At 38.4% G+C, this 17263-nt stretch carries 14 protein-coding genes and 1 pseudogene; 1 reads left to right on the top strand and 14 read right to left on the bottom strand.

The annotated features are described in order from the left end of the window. The first annotated feature begins 119 nt into the window (after nt 1-119). Nucleotides 120-1943, top strand: coding sequence for an IS1182 family transposase (locus LG273_RS09375; RefSeq protein WP_404459332.1), 1824 nt, complete (start codon nt 120-122; stop codon nt 1941-1943). Here the strand turns inward: LG273_RS09375 and glnA are convergent. From glnA to spoVS, 14 genes and pseudogenes are all read right to left on the bottom strand, one after another. After that, nucleotides 1891-3126 (bottom strand): annotated as a pseudogene (gene glnA / locus LG273_RS09370) (type I glutamate--ammonia ligase); the annotation flags it as partial. The gene LG273_RS09375 and the pseudogene glnA overlap by 53 nt on opposite strands. Nucleotides 3127-3240: 114 nt before the next feature. Further along, nucleotides 3241-3636, bottom strand: a complete 396-nt coding sequence (locus LG273_RS09365; protein ID WP_379561174.1) for a MerR family transcriptional regulator — start codon at nt 3634-3636, stop codon at nt 3241-3243. Nucleotides 3637-3779: 143 nt separating this feature from the next. Further along, nucleotides 3780-5024, bottom strand: coding sequence for an aminotransferase class I/II-fold pyridoxal phosphate-dependent enzyme (locus LG273_RS09360; RefSeq protein WP_404459330.1), 1245 nt, complete (start codon nt 5022-5024; stop codon nt 3780-3782). Between the two features lie 9 nt (nt 5025-5033). Beyond that, complete coding sequence (gene hflX, locus LG273_RS09355; RefSeq protein ID WP_379561172.1) at nt 5034-6269, bottom strand: GTPase HflX; 1236 nt, start codon at nt 6267-6269, stop codon at nt 5034-5036. 90 nt (nt 6270-6359) lie between these two features. Continuing rightward, complete coding sequence (gene spoVK, locus LG273_RS09350; RefSeq protein WP_379561171.1) at nt 6360-7283, bottom strand: stage V sporulation protein K; 924 nt, start codon at nt 7281-7283, stop codon at nt 6360-6362. Between the two features lie 118 nt (nt 7284-7401). Further along, nucleotides 7402-7626 carry an RNA chaperone Hfq gene (hfq, locus tag LG273_RS09345; RefSeq protein ID WP_379561170.1) on the bottom strand — a complete coding sequence of 75 codons (225 nt, stop codon included), beginning with the start codon at nt 7624-7626 and terminating at the stop codon, nt 7402-7404. 36 nt (nt 7627-7662) lie between these two features. Further along, the gene (miaA, locus tag LG273_RS09340; RefSeq protein WP_379561169.1) at nt 7663-8598 is read right to left on the bottom strand and encodes a tRNA (adenosine(37)-N6)-dimethylallyltransferase MiaA; all 936 of its coding nucleotides are present in this window, start codon (nt 8596-8598) and stop codon (nt 7663-7665) included. Between the two features lie 24 nt (nt 8599-8622). Beyond that, the gene (locus LG273_RS09335) at nt 8623-9072 is read right to left on the bottom strand and encodes a Dps family protein (protein ID WP_379561168.1); all 450 of its coding nucleotides are present in this window, start codon (nt 9070-9072) and stop codon (nt 8623-8625) included. Between the two features lie 59 nt (nt 9073-9131). Then, complete coding sequence (mutL, locus tag LG273_RS09330; RefSeq protein ID WP_404459327.1) at nt 9132-11009, bottom strand: DNA mismatch repair endonuclease MutL; 1878 nt, start codon at nt 11007-11009, stop codon at nt 9132-9134. Nucleotides 11010-11028: 19 nt separating this feature from the next. Beyond that, on the bottom strand, nt 11029-13626 hold the full coding sequence (gene mutS, locus LG273_RS09325) for a DNA mismatch repair protein MutS (RefSeq protein WP_404459325.1): 2598 nt from the start codon (nt 13624-13626) through the stop codon (nt 11029-11031). 174 nt (nt 13627-13800) lie between these two features. Beyond that, nucleotides 13801-14364, bottom strand: a complete 564-nt coding sequence (locus LG273_RS09320; protein ID WP_379561165.1) for an outer spore coat protein CotE — start codon at nt 14362-14364, stop codon at nt 13801-13803. Nucleotides 14365-14641: 277 nt separating this feature from the next. Beyond that, complete coding sequence (locus LG273_RS09315; RefSeq protein ID WP_379561164.1) at nt 14642-15070, bottom strand: RicAFT regulatory complex protein RicA family protein; 429 nt, start codon at nt 15068-15070, stop codon at nt 14642-14644. 1 nt (nt 15071) lies between these two features. Further along, on the bottom strand, nt 15072-16640 hold the full coding sequence (gene miaB / locus LG273_RS09310; protein ID WP_379561163.1) for a tRNA (N6-isopentenyl adenosine(37)-C2)-methylthiotransferase MiaB: 1569 nt from the start codon (nt 16638-16640) through the stop codon (nt 15072-15074). Nucleotides 16641-16996: 356 nt separating this feature from the next. Next, the gene (spoVS, locus tag LG273_RS09305) at nt 16997-17257 is read right to left on the bottom strand and encodes a stage V sporulation protein SpoVS (protein WP_379561162.1); all 261 of its coding nucleotides are present in this window, start codon (nt 17255-17257) and stop codon (nt 16997-16999) included. Nucleotides 17258-17263: the final 6 nt, after the last annotated feature.

The following is a 17263-nucleotide window of genomic DNA, read 5'->3' as shown; positions in this document are numbered from 1 at the left end:
ATAAAAAAGTGGTACTTTCCCTCTGGGGAGCACCACTTTTTTTGAATTTATGTACGCAAAAAGGATACCTTCTGGTAAAGTTAAAGTACCACACCAAAACAGAACCGGAGGTATCCCTTATGTTTAAACATTATACCATGAATCAAGTCATTTTGCCTTTAGATTTAGAAATGAAACTTCAAGAAAATGATATAGCCTACGCAGTTAATCATGTTGTGGAGAGTATTCCAGAGGATTCATTTGCGGAGTTTTTCCGTGAAACAGGATGCCCTGCATATCATCCAAGGATGATGATGAAGGTTATCTTATGTGCCTATACGCAGTCTGTTTTTTCTGGCAGAAAAATAGAGGGGTTACTCAAAGACAGTGTACGTATGATGTGGTTAGCACAAGGCTATGAACCGAGTTATCGTACCATTAATCGATTTCGTGTGCATCCGGAAGTAAAAGAATTATTACGTCAGTGTTTCGTCCTATTTCGTTGTCAACTTGTGGAAGAGAAGATGATTGAAGAAGAGGCCATTTTTATTGATGGTACGAAGATAGAGGCGAATGCAAATAAGTTCACCTTTGTGTGGAAAAAATCCATTGAAAAATACAGCACCGATTTAATAAAGAAGTCGAATCAACTGTATGAGGAATTACTGGAAAAGGAAATTATCCCTGAAATAGAAAGGGAAAGTTCCGATGAACTTTCAACGGAAGAACTCAGTGAAGTGGTAAAAAAACTAGATGAAGAAGTAAAAAAATATGATGAAGAAATCGAGAAGAGTGAAGAAGCGAAAGAACGCAAACAACTTCGTTCCGAGCGAAAAGAACCCAAGCAATACCGTAAACAATTCCAAGACTTTGAAGCTCGTAAACACAAATATCAAAAAGATATGGAAATCTTTGGCGATCGCAATAGTTATTCAAAGACGGATCATGATGCCACTTTTATGCGAATGAAAGATGACTATATGAAAAATGGCCAACTTAAAGCAGGTTATAATGTACAAATTGCGACCGAAGGTCAATACACATTAGCCTATGATGTATTTCCAAATCCTACGGATACTCGCACATTTATTCCTTTCCTCGATAATATTGAAGATAGGTATTTTAAGTTACCCAAGTATATTGTTGCTGACGCGGGTTACGGTAGTGAACAAAATTACAGTAATGTACTCCATCGAGAAAAGATGCCACTCATTACGTATAATACCTATCGGAAGGAAAAGAAAAAGAAATATAAAACAAATCCTTTTCATGTATCCAACTGGGAGTATGATTCAGACGGAGACTTTTTTACTTGTCCAAACGGAAAGAAGGTAGCTTTTCAATACCTATCAAATCGAAAGGATAAAACCGGGTTCAAACGAACCTTTCGTGTCTATGAATGCGAAGATTGCTCTGGGTGTCCATTACGCGATCAGTGTACCAAAGCAAAAGAGAATCGGAAAATTTACTACAATGCTCATTGGGAACAACAAAAAGAATATATAAGAGAGCAGCTTTCAAAAGAAGAAACGGGAGAAATCTATGGGAAACGTAAAATAGATGTGGAACCTGTCTTCGGATTTCTGAAGGCTAATTTGCGTTTCACTCGAATGTCGGTGAGAGGCAAATCGAAAGTGGAAAATGAGTTAGGATTTGCATTAATGGCGGTGAACATAAGAAAATACACCGCCACCATGCAACATACAAGCCCAAACTCTAACAAAAAAGATTCCAGCTATCATTTTTTGATAACTGGAATCTTTTTTACTTACTTAAGGCTAGTTATGTCCCAGCCTCTTTTTAGGAGGGTTCTCCAACCCAGTATTATATACTTCGAAATTAATAGGTGCTTAGATATTGTTCTCTTTCCCATGGGTGTACTTGGGTACGGAACATATCCCATTCAATCTCTTTTGCTTCCACAAAGTGTTCAAACAAGTGTTCACCAAGTGAATTTACGATAACTTCATCTTTTTTCAATTCTTCTAGAGCTTGAGCTAATGTGCTTGGTAGGTCCTGGATCCCTGCTTCTTCACGTTCTTCTTTAGAAAGAACATAGATATTACGGTCCACAGCAGGTGGTGTATCCATTTTCTTCTCGATACCATCTAATCCTGCTGCCAGCAAGGATGATAGGGCCAAATATGGGTTTGCAGACGGATCAACACTACGAGCTTCAACTCGAGTACTAATGCCACGTGAGTTCGGAATACGCATTAAACAGCTTCTATTAGAACCGGACCATGCGATATAACTCGGAGCTTCATAGCCTGGAACTAAGCGTTTATAAGAGTTTACTGTAGGGTTTGTAACAGCCGTGAAGCTCTTCGCATGGTTAATCGTACCTGCAATAAACTGGTAAGCTGTTTCGCTAAGTTGCATATCCCCATTTTCATCATAAAAAGCATTCTTTCCATCTTTAAATAATGACATGTTTACATGCATTCCTGATCCATTAACACCAAATAACGGTTTCGGCATAAATGTCGCATGCAAGTTATGTTTTCTAGCGATTGTTTTAACTACTAGTTTAAAAGTTTGAATATCATCAGCATGCTTAACAGCATCCGAGTATTTGAAATCAATCTCATGTTGCCCTGGAGCTACTTCATGGTGAGATGCTTCAATTTCAAAGCCCATTTCCTCTAGTTCAAGCACAATGTCACGACGACAGTTTTCCCCTAAATCTGTTGGCGCTAAATCAAAATAGCCACCTCGGTCGTTCAATTCAAGAGACGGATCGCCTTTTTCGTCCAATTTGAAAAGGAAAAATTCTGGCTCTGTACCGATGTTAAAGGCATCAAATCCAAGCTCTTCCATCTTTTTAAGATTACGTTTTAAATTATAGCGAGGATCCCCTTCAAACGGTGTACCATCTGGCTTGTAAATATCGCAAATAAAACGGGCAACCTTTCCTTTTTCAGAAGTCCATGGGAACACTACAAATGTATCTAAGTCAGGATATAGATACATATCAGATTCTTCAATACGTACAAACCCCTCAATCGAGGAACCATCAAACATCATTTTATTGTCCAACGCTTTATCCAGTTGACTTAATGGAATTTCTACGTTTTTAATTGTTCCTAGCATGTCTGTGAATTGTAAGCGAATAAACCTCACATTTTCCTCTTTAATTTGTTTCATAATTTCTTCTTTTGAAAATCTTGCTCCCATTCCTTCTCCTCCTAAAATAATTTTATATTTGAATAAAAAATATTGTTTATAACAAGTTGTAGCACCAATATTTTTTATACATTATTAATGGTTAGTGAAGAATCTTGATAGCTCCCCTTGACGTAAATGAGCTTTCCCATACCTTCCTGCTTCGGTCAACTCTGTTCGCAGGATCTTTCGAAGCTCCTTGTCTGTTAACTCATTGGAGCTGGGCTTTGCTGTCTCTTCAATTACTTCCTCTTCTTCCTGGAGCATTAACTTGATCCCCGCTATATTTAAGCCTTTATCAAGTAAATCTTTAATTTCCAGTAATCGGTCCACGTCATTAAACGAAAACAGCCGCTGGTTCCCACCAGTTCTTTCTGGATGAATTAAATCATGCTCTTCATAGTACCTTATTTGTCGAGCAGTTAGTTCTGTAAGTTTCATTACAATCCCAATTGCAAATAAGGGCATGGAACGTCTGTCTTGATCATTCAATTCATGACCCCCTTATGACGAATTATTTATATTATATGAGATGTCAGGTAATATGTCAACTATATGTAAGGTTTCCTAACACTTAACGAATGTTTAATTATAATTATTCCTGACTGGCATAGTTTACACTTTTTTCATATACCCTAACTCTTTGAAATGAAACCTTCTTCAAGAAGGGTTTCTATAGCTGCTACTAACGCTAATTTAACGTGTGCATAAATTAAACCTCCTTGCACAAATGCAGTGAATGGAGGCCTTAAGGGTCCATCAGCTGATAATTCGATACTAGCACCTTGAATAAAAGTACCCGCAGCCATGATGACATTATCTTCATAACCAGGCATCTCACTAGGGTATGGAGTTACAAAAGAGTTAACAGGTGAATTGCGTTGAATTTCCTGGCAAAATCGAACCATCGGTTGCTCTTGGCGAAAAGTAACGGACTGAATCAAGTCCGTCCGCCTTTCCTGATAATGAGGGCTTGTCTCAAAACCAGCCAGCTCTAGTAATCTTGAAGTAAATACCGCTCCTTTTAGAGCCTCACCTACAACATGTGGAGCAAGGAAAAATCCTTGAAACATCTCTTGCAATGTATGTAATGTTGCTCCTGTTTCCTTGCCTAAACCAGGGGCAGTTAAGCGGTTAGCGCATTGCTCGATAAGTGTTTTCTTACCGGAAAGATATCCACCAGCCCTCACAATTCCTCCCCCGGGATTTTTAATGAGAGAACCTGCAATTAGGTCCGCACCAACATGTAATGGTTCTCTATCCTCTACAAATTCGCCGTAACAATTATCCACAAAAACGATCACATTCTCTTTTAATTCTTTCACAAAGGAAGTCATTTCTTTAATTTGTTCAATTGTAAAAGAAGGGCGGTCATCATACCCTTTCGATCGTTGTATGCCAATCACCTTTGTCTTGTCCGTAATAGCTTCTTTTATTCGTTGGAAATCAACTTGTCCATCTTCTTTTAGATCAACTTGATTATAGCTGACATGAAACTCTTTTAGGGACCCTGTATTATTACCTCGGATTCCAATCACTTCTTCAAGCGTGTCATATGGTTTACCAGTTATATAAATTAATTCGTCATTCGGGCGTAGTAACCCGAACAATGCTGTTGTAATCGCATGCGTACCTGAGACAATTTGGGGTCTGACAAGCGCATCCTCCCCACCAAAAACCTCTGCATACACTGCTTCTAAGGTTTCTCTTCCGATATCATCATACCCATACCCGCTTGTGGAGTGGAAGTGACTTTCACTAACACGGTGTTTACGGTAGGCATCAAGTACGCGTTTTTGGTTTACTTCCCTAATTTCTTCAATCGCTCTATGTTGATCAAAACAATCTGATTCTGCTTGCTGTATCATTTTTCTTATCATATGTTGTCGTTACTCCTCTAGAAAGCCCATTAAAGGGTGATCTTGTTTAATATATCCTTGTAGCACATATCTGTTTATGGTTTCCTCGAATTCTTTCCGCATGACAAGTGTCTCCTGCTCCAACCTATTTAATAGCTTTCCATTTTCAGGATCAATTTGGACATTATAGGGATTCCACAATTCCTGTAAAATAGCTTCCACCTTGGAGAGCATTGCGTCAATATCGTTTTGTTGATAGGCGCTCATAAAAACGTATGGATGCTGCATGGGGATTACTTCTTCCCCATTAAGACGGTCTTCTTTATTATAAATGGTAAGCATTGGAATGGATCCGGCATCCAGTTCATCTAATAGCTTCTTCACAGTATCCTGATGCTGTTCCTGGTCAGGGTGGGATACGTCTACTACATGCAGGAGAAAATCCGCTTCCTTTACTTCTTCTAACGTCGAACGAAAGGCAGCAATTAAGGCTGTCGGAAGATCCTGCATAAACCCTACAGTATCTGTAACCAAAGCTTGAAAACCAGAAGGTAGTTTGATTTGTCTAGTTAATGGATCGAGTGTAGCAAACAATTGATTTTCTTCTAATGATGAGCTTTTCGTTAAGCGATTGAATAACGTTGACTTACCCGCATTGGTATAGCCCACAATCGCGATTTGAAATGCTTCATTCGTCTTCCTTCGTTTCCTATATTGCGCTCGTTGCTGAACGATGGTTTCCAATCTACGTTTAATATCATAAATCCTTCTTCGAATATGTCGTTGATCGGATTCCAGTTTTGTTTCACCTGGTCCCCTCGTACCGATCCCCGCACCTAGCCTCGACATTTCAATCCCTTGGCCACGGAGTCTGGGAAGAGTATACTCGAGTTGTGCTAATTCGACTTGCAACTTCCCTTCTTTTGTTTGGGCACGTTGAGCAAAAATATCCAGAATTAGCTGACTTCTGTCAATAATCCTCACCTTAAACTCCGCACCAAGGTTTCGCAATTGACCAGCTGACAGTTCGTCATTCGAAATCACTAAATCGATGTTATATTTAGTAATGGCATCCTTTATTTCCGCCATCTTACCTGTACCAATATAATGCGCCGGATCTATTCGTTCCCGATTCTGTGTCATAACAGCTTCTACTTTTCCGCCGGCAGTTTCACTTAAGGAAATAAGCTCCTCTAGTGATGATTGAAACCTTGCTTCATTTTGTTGTTTAAATTTAACAGCGATGATTAGAATTTTTTCAGCCATAACTACAACCTTTCTATTAATAGGGAATTTATCTCCAAACGGTAATTTTATCTTATCAAAGTTGGCAATGAAGCACAAAATAGACCTAAACTAGTCACCAAAAGATAGATCATCACGAGTAAGTTGAATTAAATCCTCTGTAGTAAAATGCTCTTCCGTCAAAAGTCTTACTGCATGCAATCTAATAGCGTTCTCTATTACGTTTCTTACATAACGTGCATTAGAGAAGTGTCGTTCATCCTCTAGCATTTTTCTAGTCAAATGTTCCCTTAATTCATATATTGCTTCCTTTGTAAATCTATATTCACGTTCAGCTGCCATTTGTCTCGCTATTTCCATTAGTTGTGATACCTCATAATTTTGAAAATCTAGAATGAAGGGAAAACGCGATTTCAGTCCAGGATTTAATAGTAAGAAACGTTCCATTTCAGAAGGATATCCTGCAAGTATAAGTACGAAGTCATTTTGATAATCTTCCATATGCTTTACTAATGTATCAATGGCCTCTTTTCCAAAATCTTTCTCCCCACCACGCGCTAAGGAGTAGGCTTCATCAATAAAAAGAATACCTCCCATTGCTTTTTGAATAAGCGCTCTAGTCTTCTGTGCTGTTTGACCGATATACTCCCCAACTAAATCTGCTCTTTCGGCCTCAATAAAATGCCCCTTGGATAACTGCCCCATGTCAAAATATATTTTAGCAAGCTTTCTGGCCACTGTTGTTTTTCCCGTACCAGGATTCCCCTTAAAAAGCATGTGAAGTACTTGTTTGGAACATGATAAACCTGCCTGTTTCCTTTTTTCGTTAATAACTACCGTAGCATAAACTTCCTTTATCTTTTGCTTTAATTCATGTAACCCAACAAATGAAGTAAACTCGCTATCAATATGCTTAAAAGAATTGCTCTCCCTCATTCGAGCTTGCTTCTTTGGTAGTGTCTTCAGCTCTTCTTTTCTATCCTGAAGAATAATATTTATTTGGTTGCTTTTACTACGCATTAACTGTGTTTCCATGCTTTCATCCCTCCGTCATTTCATTATACGCGGAGGCTGAAAAGTTGTGACATTCGCCCAATTGGGTGCTTTAACCTAAAATGAAAAACGAGCGCTATTAAAGCGCCCGTATAATTGCTTATTCTTTTTCCAAACTAACATTTTTGGCAGGAGCGAATGTGGAAATTGCATGCTTAAATATCAGCTGCTGTTTCCCGTCGGTTTCTAAAAGAACGGTGAAATTGTCGAATGCTTTGACGACACCCCGTAATTGAAACCCGTTTGTCAGAAACACAGTTACCGCAATATGATTCTTTCTCAATTGATTTAAATATTGGTCCTGTATATTTACTGTTTGCGCCATTTTCCTTCCTCCTCTTTTCTATCTATATATTCATTTCTACTTTTGTTGTAGAAATCCTGCAATATCACTTAAAATAAGTCTAACTTTTTCCCTTGTATTTTCTTGGGAAAGCAAATACCAGTTTACGTCCATTTTATTACGAAACCAAGTATATTGTCGTTTGGCAAACCTTCGAGAATTCTGCTTAAGCGTGGCAATTGTTTCATCAAGTGATTGATGCATTTCAAAAAAAGGTATAAATTCTTTATATCCAATACCTTTCATAGCAGGAGTATCTTTATACCCCTTCTCATATAATGCCTCAACTTCTTTCACCAAGCCTTCTTCCAACATCTTATCAACACGATCGTTAATGCGGCTATATAAAACTTCTCTGTCCATTTCCAGCCCCACTACGTGCAAATGATATGGGGAAGTTAACTGCTGAGATTCTTGCCACTTTGTCATTGTCATCCCGGTTGTTTCATAGATTTCCAATGCTCGAATAACGCGCCTTGTATTATTTGGATGAATTTTATGCGCTTGAACAGGATCTAACTCTTTTAGCCTATTATATAGTCGTATAGATCCCTCTTCTTCCAACTGTTTTTCAAGTTTCTCGGTAATTATTACATCGCGTTTTTTATTGGCAAAGTTATAATCATATAAAGCGGCCTGCAAATACAAACCACTGCCACCGACTAAAATCGGCAGTTTACCTTTCGCCGCAATATCTTCTATGTGGTGCTTTACTCTTGTTTGAAATTCAGCAACAGAGAAGGATTCCCAAGGTTCTTTTATATCAATCATATAATGGGGAACGTCTTCCATTTCCTCAATGCTCACTTTCGCTGTACCAATATCCATCCCCTTATATACCTGCATGGAATCTCCGCTAATAATCTCACCATTAAATTGCTTTGCAACTTCAATACTTAGTTTTGTTTTCCCTACTGCTGTTGGACCTATAATCGCGATTACTGTTTGTTTCATTATTATCCCCTAAATCTTCAACATTTAATCATATGCTAAGTATGCTCGAAGCATCCAACATCTTTTTTCTAATTTTGCTTGAATAGAGAGAAGAAGATCTTCTGTCGGGCCATCATCCACTTCTCTTGCAAGATTGAGTCCTGTTGAGTGAATTTCCTCAGTCAGTTGTTTGTAGTCGTCATACAATTGGCTCATTAATTCTGCCTCTTTATCATCCGCGTTTGCTTCTACCAATGTCGCTTCTTTTAAATATTTGGTCATAGTAGCAAGTGGTTTTCCTTCAATCATTAAAATTCTTTCTGCAATCTCGTCTAATTCCTCTGCTACTTCTAAGTACATTTCTTCAAACTTCTCATGCAACGTGAAAAAATGTCTCCCTTGCACAAACCAATGATAGCGATGAAGCTTTACGTATAGAACAAAATGATTAGATAACAATTGATTGAGAAAATTAATTAGCTTTTGCTTTTCCATGAAATCCACCTCAATATCTTTTTTCCTATCATTGGCGAGGGAGATTTGGTTTATTCATGTTACATCACTCTTTTAAACATCTTTTCAAGCTCATAGGAGGAAAAATGTACAATGATTGGTCGCCCATGCGGACAAGTAAATGGATCCGTTGTTTGTCTCAAATCTTCAAGCAAGCGGAACATATCTTCCTGGTTTAAATGGTGGTTTGCTTTAATGGACCGTTTACAAGACATCATGATAGCAGCTTCTTCTCTAATCGACTCTATATTTATTCGCTCATCCGCCATTATTTGTTCTATCATTTCCCTGATGACCTCTTCTTCAAAACCTGTAGGGAACCAATTCGGATGTGATCGGATCACAAAAGAATGCTGACCAAATGGTTCGAAAAACAATCCCACCTTCTCCAGCTCTGTTTTATATTGTTCAACAAAAATTGCTTCCTGTTTTGAAAAGTCAAAGGTTAGTGGCAATAAAAGCTCCTGAGACTCGTTAGTCGTGCTTCCGAGCTTCGCTTTAAAGAATTCGTATTTAATCCGTTCTTGTGCAGCATGTTGATCTACCATATAGAGGCCATTTTCGTTTTGTGCCATAATATATGTCCCGTGTAGTTGTCCAATTGGATACATCATTGGTACACGAGGTTTGACTTGTTGTTTATCTTGTTGTTTATCATCTTCCGCATCTATTGAATTCTTAGGTGTATTAGCTGATATTGTTGGCACACTCGTTTCTTCACCAGAGGCATCATGCTCTGTTCCATCTGAATCATACGATGTACGAAACACTTCCGCAGTAGTACGCTCTTCGTCAGGTCTTTTTTCGCGAATGGTCCCTTCTTGATTCCAGGTCTGCTCGGATATTGTTTCAGCTTGCTTTTGTTCAAAATCCATCGTGTGCTGAATAGTTTTCTCTTTAGGCACGGAGGATTTTGTATTTAGCTCCGGGATTAAAGTTTGCTGCCTAAATTTTTGGCGAATTGCCTCTTCAATAAGGTGGAACAATTCTTTTTCTTTACTAAACCTTACTTCAAGCTTTGTTGGATGGACGTTTACATCAACAAGTATAGGGTCCATTGTGATTGAGAGAACTACGACAGGGTAACGTCCTATAGGCAATAGTGTATGATACGCTTTTAGGATAGATTGAGATAAAGGTATACTTCTAATATAGCGACCATTAATGACAGTAGAAATATAGCTTCTTGAAGCACGGGTCACCTCTGGTTTGGCAATGTAACCTTGAATCGAAAAATCTAAAGACTCTTGTTCTATTGGGAGCATTTGCTTCGCTATTCCCATACCGTAAACATTCGAAATAACCTGCAATAGATCACCAGTTCCAGGAGATTTAAACAAAGATTTGCCATTATGGGTTGCCTCAAACCGTATTTCAGGATGGGAAAGCGATAAGCGATTAAGCAGGTCTGTAATATGTCCCAGCTCTGTATGAATTGTTTTCATATACTTTAATCTAGCAGGTGTATTATAAAAAAGATCCTCTACTAAAATTTCCGTCCCTTTACGTGCATCACTTTTCCCCTTATGGGTAACCTTTCCACCTTCTAGTTGCAGCAGTGTACCCGCTTCTTCTCCTTGGGAGGTTTGAATGGTCAGTTTACTTACAGAGGCAATACTTGCTAAGGCCTCTCCTCGAAAGCCTAATGTTCTGACGTGAAATAAGTCGTTTTCATCTTTAATCTTACTAGTGGCATGGCGCAAAAAGGCTCGTTCACAATCTTCTGCTGACATACCGTCTCCGTTATCAGTAATTTTAACTTGTTGAAGACCCGCTTCTAAAATATCTATTTTTATCCATGTGCTATGTGCATCGATGCTGTTTTCCACAAGTTCTTTCACAACAGAAGCAGGCCGTTCCACTACTTCTCCAGCAGCAATTTTATTTGCTAACACATCAGGCATCTGCACAATGCTCATACTAACATCCCTTTCTCATTCACATCTTTTGCTTTGCTTGTTTTTGCAATTGATACAAGGTATTCATCGCGTCCATTGGCGTCATATCAAATAAGTCTAGTTCTTTTAACTGGTTTACTAGCTTTCCGTCTGCTTGAGAACCTACTCGATCATCTTTTGACGGAGCAGGATTTTCCTCCACAAAGAATGACAACTGATCAGAGGAAGCTTCATCTCGTTTATTAGTCTTTGCTGTTTCTTTTTCTTCCCCCTCAAGCTGTTGAAGGATAACATTAGCTCGTTTTATTAAGGCTTCTGGCAAGTTGGCAAGCTTTGCTACATGAATTCCATAGCTTTCATCTGCCGCACCATCCTTTATTTGGTGTAGAAAAACAACACTTCCCTCATGTTCTTCTGCACGCACATGAATATTTTTCAGGCGCTCCAAAGAATTTTCTAATGAGGTAAGTTCATGATAATGTGTGGAAAATAACGTTTTAGCATGAATATTATTATGAATATACTCTACGATTGCCTGAGCTAATGCCATGCCATCATATGTGCTAGTCCCGCGACCAATTTCGTCCAGTAATATTAAGCTCCTATCAGTGGCATGTGAGATCGCATGGTTCGCTTCAAGCATTTCTACCATAAACGTACTTTGGCCGGATACAAGGTCATCCGCTGCGCCAATTCGTGTAAATATTTGATCAAATACTAGCAACTCTGCTTCATCACATGGAACAAAGCAACCGATTTGCCCCATAATAACAGTGAGGGCGAGCTGGCGCATATAAGTGCTCTTCCCTGACATATTTGGCCCAGTGATAAGCAACATATTTTTCTCTGCATCAAGTGTCACATCATTTGGTACAAAGTTTCCATCCTGCATGACTTGTTCGACTACAGGGTGACGCCCCTTTTTAATTTCCAGCTTTTCTGAATGGAAGCTAGGGCGATTATAGTTATTCATTTCACTAACAGTAGCAAATGTCTGCAAAACATCAATTCTACTAACGATATCAGCCAAATACTGTATCTCTGGAATATGCTGTTTAATTTTTTCACGGATTTGTAAAAAGAGCTGGTATTCTAGATCAACACTTTTTTCTTCCGCTTCTAATATGAGTTGCTCTTTTTCTTTTAATTCTGGGGTAATAAACCTTTCCGCATTCGTTAGTGTCTGTTTACGCTCATATCGATTTTCTGGTAATAAGTGTAGATTCGCTCTAGTAACCTCAATATAGTAACCAAATACACGGTTATAGCCTATTTTCAACGACTTTATGTTTGTTTCCTGTTTCTCTTTCTGTTCAAGCTCAGCTATCCACTGCTTACCATTTCTTGAGGCATCACGATAAGTATCAAGCTGATCATGATAGCCATCTTTAATAATAGAACCTTCTTTTATCGATATTGGTGGATCATCTACCAAGCTTTCATTTAATAAGGCTACTAAATGCTCAGGATATTGGAGATCCTTCGCTAGATTCATAACCTCGCTCTGGTTAATCTGTAAAAGAGTGTCTTTAATAGCAGGTATTCTTTCTAAAGACTGCTTTAATTGTTGGAGGTCTCTTGCATTGACATTACCGAATGCAATTCTTCCCGCAAGCCGTTCAAGGTCATAAACAGATTTCAATGTTTCTCTTAAAGTATCTCTTTCTAGAAAATGCTCGTAAAAAGCAGCAACTGCTTCCAAACGTTCCTCGATTTTGTCCTTATGTAATAAAGGTCTTTCGAGCCATTTCTTCAGCGTACGTGACCCCATTGCTGTCACTGTTTTATCTAATACCCAAAGCAGACTTCCTTGCTTTCCCTTCTTCATGATCGTTTCTGTTAACTCTAAATTCCGTTTAGAATACATGTCTAAAGAAAGGTAATTCTTTCGGTTAATAATTTGCGCTTGTTGTAAATGATCAAGAGAACGTTTTTGTGTATCTTGCACATAGTTAAGAAGTCTGCTGAAAGCTGTCATGAAACGTTCGTCGTTAAGGTTCTCACTAAGATCCCGATACTCCGCACTGAATTTCACTTCGTCTTGATATGATAACGTCACCTGGAGCCTTGAACGCAATTGACTTTGCAAATCCTCAGGCAATGTCGAGGAAATGACTATTTCTCTAATAGGCTGGTTATAAAATTCATGAATAACTGCCTCAAAACCCTCTTCTATTAGAGCGAGTCTGTTTTCACCAGTAGATAAATCGTTGTATGCTATTACGTACGACCCATCCTCAAAATGAGAAAGACTTGCAATATAGTTGTTTTCTCCCTCTGTGAGCATAGTACTTTCCATGACGGTTCCTGGTGTGATAAGCTGCACCACTTCTCGTTTCACTACACCCTTAGCCGTCTTAGGATCTTCCACTTGTTCACATATCGCTACTTTATAGCCTTTTTCAACAAGTATTTTAATATAATTAGCTGCAGCATGGTAAGGAACTCCGCACATGGGAATCGGATTCTCTTGACTCGAATCCCTTTTGGTTAACGTTATTTCCAGCTCTCTAGCTGCTTCTATTGCATCATTAAAAAACATCTCATAAAAATCACCTAACCGAAAAAATAGAAAGGCATCTTTATAATCTGCTTTTATTTGTAAATATTGTTCCATCATGGGTGTATATTTTGCCATGTTTCATCCTCCAAAACCTATCCTAATACTATCGGTATTATAGCATACTTGCCCTCATGGATACGAATTTCCAATCGATACTTGTGAGCGATTAGAAATTCATTGCTTTTCATACTCAATAGCGACTTTTAAACAGAAAAAAATTACGAGAGAAGCTATCCCTCGTAATCTTCATTAGTCTTTATGGTGAAGAAAGTCTGGTTCCACTTGCTCCAATTCATCATCCGTCAATTCGTAATCCCAATCATCTTCATCATCTTCAAAGTTGTTTGAACTAGGATCTACACGGACAGCAATCTTTGTTTCTCCGATAATTTGAACAACAAATTCTCTTTCAATCTCGACGACAATTTTGTGTCCTTTGCTTGCAATCTTGCATTCCAGGCAATTTGGTTGCTGTGTAACCCTTGCAATTACATCAAATTCATCATTTATACATTTATCGTCCTTAACAGAAAGTGGGATAATGTCAGTATAGGTTACCCTTTCTGTTACGACCTCTGTTTTTGTATTATCATTAAAGGAATACCATACGTTGATATCATAGCTTCCATTGATTTCTACAGTGTCTTCAGATTTTTTCTTGGCATTGTATAAATGATTGATCACCCAGCACCCTAGAATGCTTGATGGTCTATGAGATGGTGTAATGGAATGAGAAGCTTGCGTGAACTTTTTTCCTTTTCCACAAACCGCTTTCGTAATGATTTCTCTATAGTCTTTTTCAAGAAAAGTCATAATTACTTTTACCTCCTCTTTTTTCATAGTCATTTTATGCAAGACAAATACCTAAAGTGCATAACGATTTATGAAAAAAGGAAAAGTCCACTTTTAAAGCCGGTTAACTGCATTATAAATAGATAAAGTGAAATTTCATGTGGTGGAGGTTTCTCTTATTCAACACCACATGTTAGTTGAACGAGTCGGACTAACTGGTAGTTGATCGCGGGGTTTTACTGCCAGTTATGGAGGGATAAAAAAAAGAGGAAGCAGAAAAGCCGCTTCCAAATTTAACTTAGTTACTACATCCTGTATTCTTTTTTATTTTTGAACCTGTTTCTCCTGCTAATAGATCTCCACCAGTTGATTCAATAACATTGTTCGTAACCTCTCTGGCAATTGTACCGGATACGAGCTGTAGTACATCATTCACCACTATTTGCGTTTCCTTAAATTCTTGTACAACCGGAATTTCGTCAATCTCATTTTGCAAACGGTCAATTTCTTCTTCAATGCGTTTTAATGCTTCTTTCTTTTCATATGCTTGGAAATTAACTGCCTGCTTCTGCAAGGCTTTAATTTTCGTTATTAATTTCTGTACTTTCTGGTTTTGGTTAATTTTTGCCTCAACCTGTTTAAAGCGATCAATCTCTTCTGTATTTGCAAGCATTGCAGCAAGTTTTTTTGCTTCATCCAATACTTGAGAGCGTGTATATTCTGCCATATTAATTCACCTCAACTGTGTTTTCCACCATTACACCATTTAAAGACCATGTTTTGGCTTCTGTTATTTCAACTTCTACAATACTACCAATCGCGGACTTAGGTCCTTTAAAGTTAACTAGCTTATTCTTTTCTGTATATCCCGCTAATACGTCAGGATCTTTTTTACTTTCTCCTTCGACAAGCACTTTTACCTTTTGGTATTGATAGGTTTTCATCGATTCAGCGGATTGCTTATTAACAAGTTCATTTAAACGATAAAGCCGTTTCTTTTTCACTTCTTCTGGGACATCATCTTTTTTCCTTGCAGCAGGAGTCCCTTCACGAGGTGAATAAATAAAGGTATAAGCAGCCTCAAACCCTACTTCTTCGACTAACGTCATCGTCTCTTCGAATTGTTCTTCTGTCTCATTAGGAAAACCAACGATGATATCTGTCGTTAATGTCGCGTTAGGCATTGCTTCCCGAATTTTTCTTACGAGCTCAAGGTATTCTTCTCTCGTATATTTACGGTTCATTTTTTTCAATATTTCACTGCTGCCGGATTGGACTGGTAAGTGGATGTGGTCAAGTAAATTTCCGCCCTTGGCTAATACTTCAATTAAACGATCATCGAAATCCCTTGGATGGGAAGTCGTAAAACGAACACGAGGAATATCGATCTTGTGAATATCATTCATTAAGTCACCTAAACCGTATGTGATGTCATCAAAGTCTTTCCCGTATGCGTTAACGTTTTGTCCTAACAACGTTACTTCCTGGTATCCTTGGGCAGCAAGATGACGAACCTCCTGAACAATATCCTCAGGTCTTCTGCTTCTTTCCTTCCCACGCGTCATAGGAACAATGCAATAAGTACAGAATTTATCACAGCCGTACATAATATTAACCCATGCCTTAATCTTCCCTTTTCTTGCTTTCGGAAGATTTTCTATTACGTCACCTTCTTTAGACCATACCTCAACAATTTTTTCTTTACCAAACATCGCCTCTTTTACAAGATGTGGTAAGCGATGGATATTATGTGTACCAAAAATAAGATCTACATGCTGATGTTTTTTTAGAATGCGGTTTACTACAGATTCTTCTTGGGACATGCAACCGCAAACACCTAAGATTAAATCAGGCTTTTCTAGTTTCAAAGGCTTCAAATGGCCAATTTCACCAAAAACCTTGTTTTCAGCATTTTCTCGGATGGCACAAGTATTTAAGAGAATAATGTCTGCTTCATTTGTATCAGAAGTTGATTCATATCCCATTTCCGTTAAAATACCAGCCATCACTTCCGTGTCATGCTCATTCATCTGACAGCCATATGTACGAATTAAAAATTTCTTCCCTTCACCGATACGCTCCATATCTTCTGGGATAGCAAAATCATAGTGGACGTTCACCTTATCCCTGCCACGTTTTCTTGCTTTATTTAAGTTAGGCGGTTCATAAGTCGTTTCAAAGTACTTTGCAAAATCAGCACTTGTTTTTTCACTCAAAGGCTTTTCCTGACCGGATTTTCTGTCCGCGGCATCTACCTGTTTAATTTGTGCCTGTTCTTTACGTTGCTGCTCATTCATGTAAAAGACTCCTTTCATGTACTACCCATTCAAACTATACCTATACATTATTACAGTATAAATGCAAAAAGCAAAATATACAATATTATTCAATAAAAGCATAGAGTGCCATTTAAAAACGTAGTGACTGGAAAGAATTGATGATGTCTTAAGTAAGGATGATTTGTGAAGTCGCCTAGTCTCGTATGTTTGAAGCTAAGCGGACAATAGCGCAGATTATATTGTCCCTGTCTCCTATTTATTCCGCCAGAACTGTCAGTAAGACCCAAGTGATCAACTGCAAGATTCGGTCAGCTTTGTCATTTTCTACCATAATAAAAACCTCCCTAGGTGGGAGGTAAGAATTTTTTATTCTTTTATCTCGGCTCTACAATAAGCTTAATGGCTGTTCTCTCTTCATTATCAATCATAATATCTGTAAACGCTGGAATACATATTAAGTCAACGCCACTAGGTGCTACAAACCCTCTCGCAATAGCTACAGCTTTCACCGCTTGGTTTAGTGCGCCTGCACCAATTGCTTGAATTTCCGCTGAGCCGCGTTCTCTTAGGACATTTGCAAGTGCGCCTGCTACTGAGTTTGGACTTGATTTAGCTGAAACTTTTAATACTTCCATTACTAG

The organism is Oceanobacillus kapialis, assembly GCF_044790185.1.
Lineage (GTDB): Bacteria > Bacillota > Bacilli > Bacillales > Amphibacillaceae > Oceanobacillus_B > Oceanobacillus_B kapialis.
The sequence above is the reverse complement of the archived record's forward strand: the minus strand, read 5'-3'. Positions and strand labels throughout refer to the sequence as shown.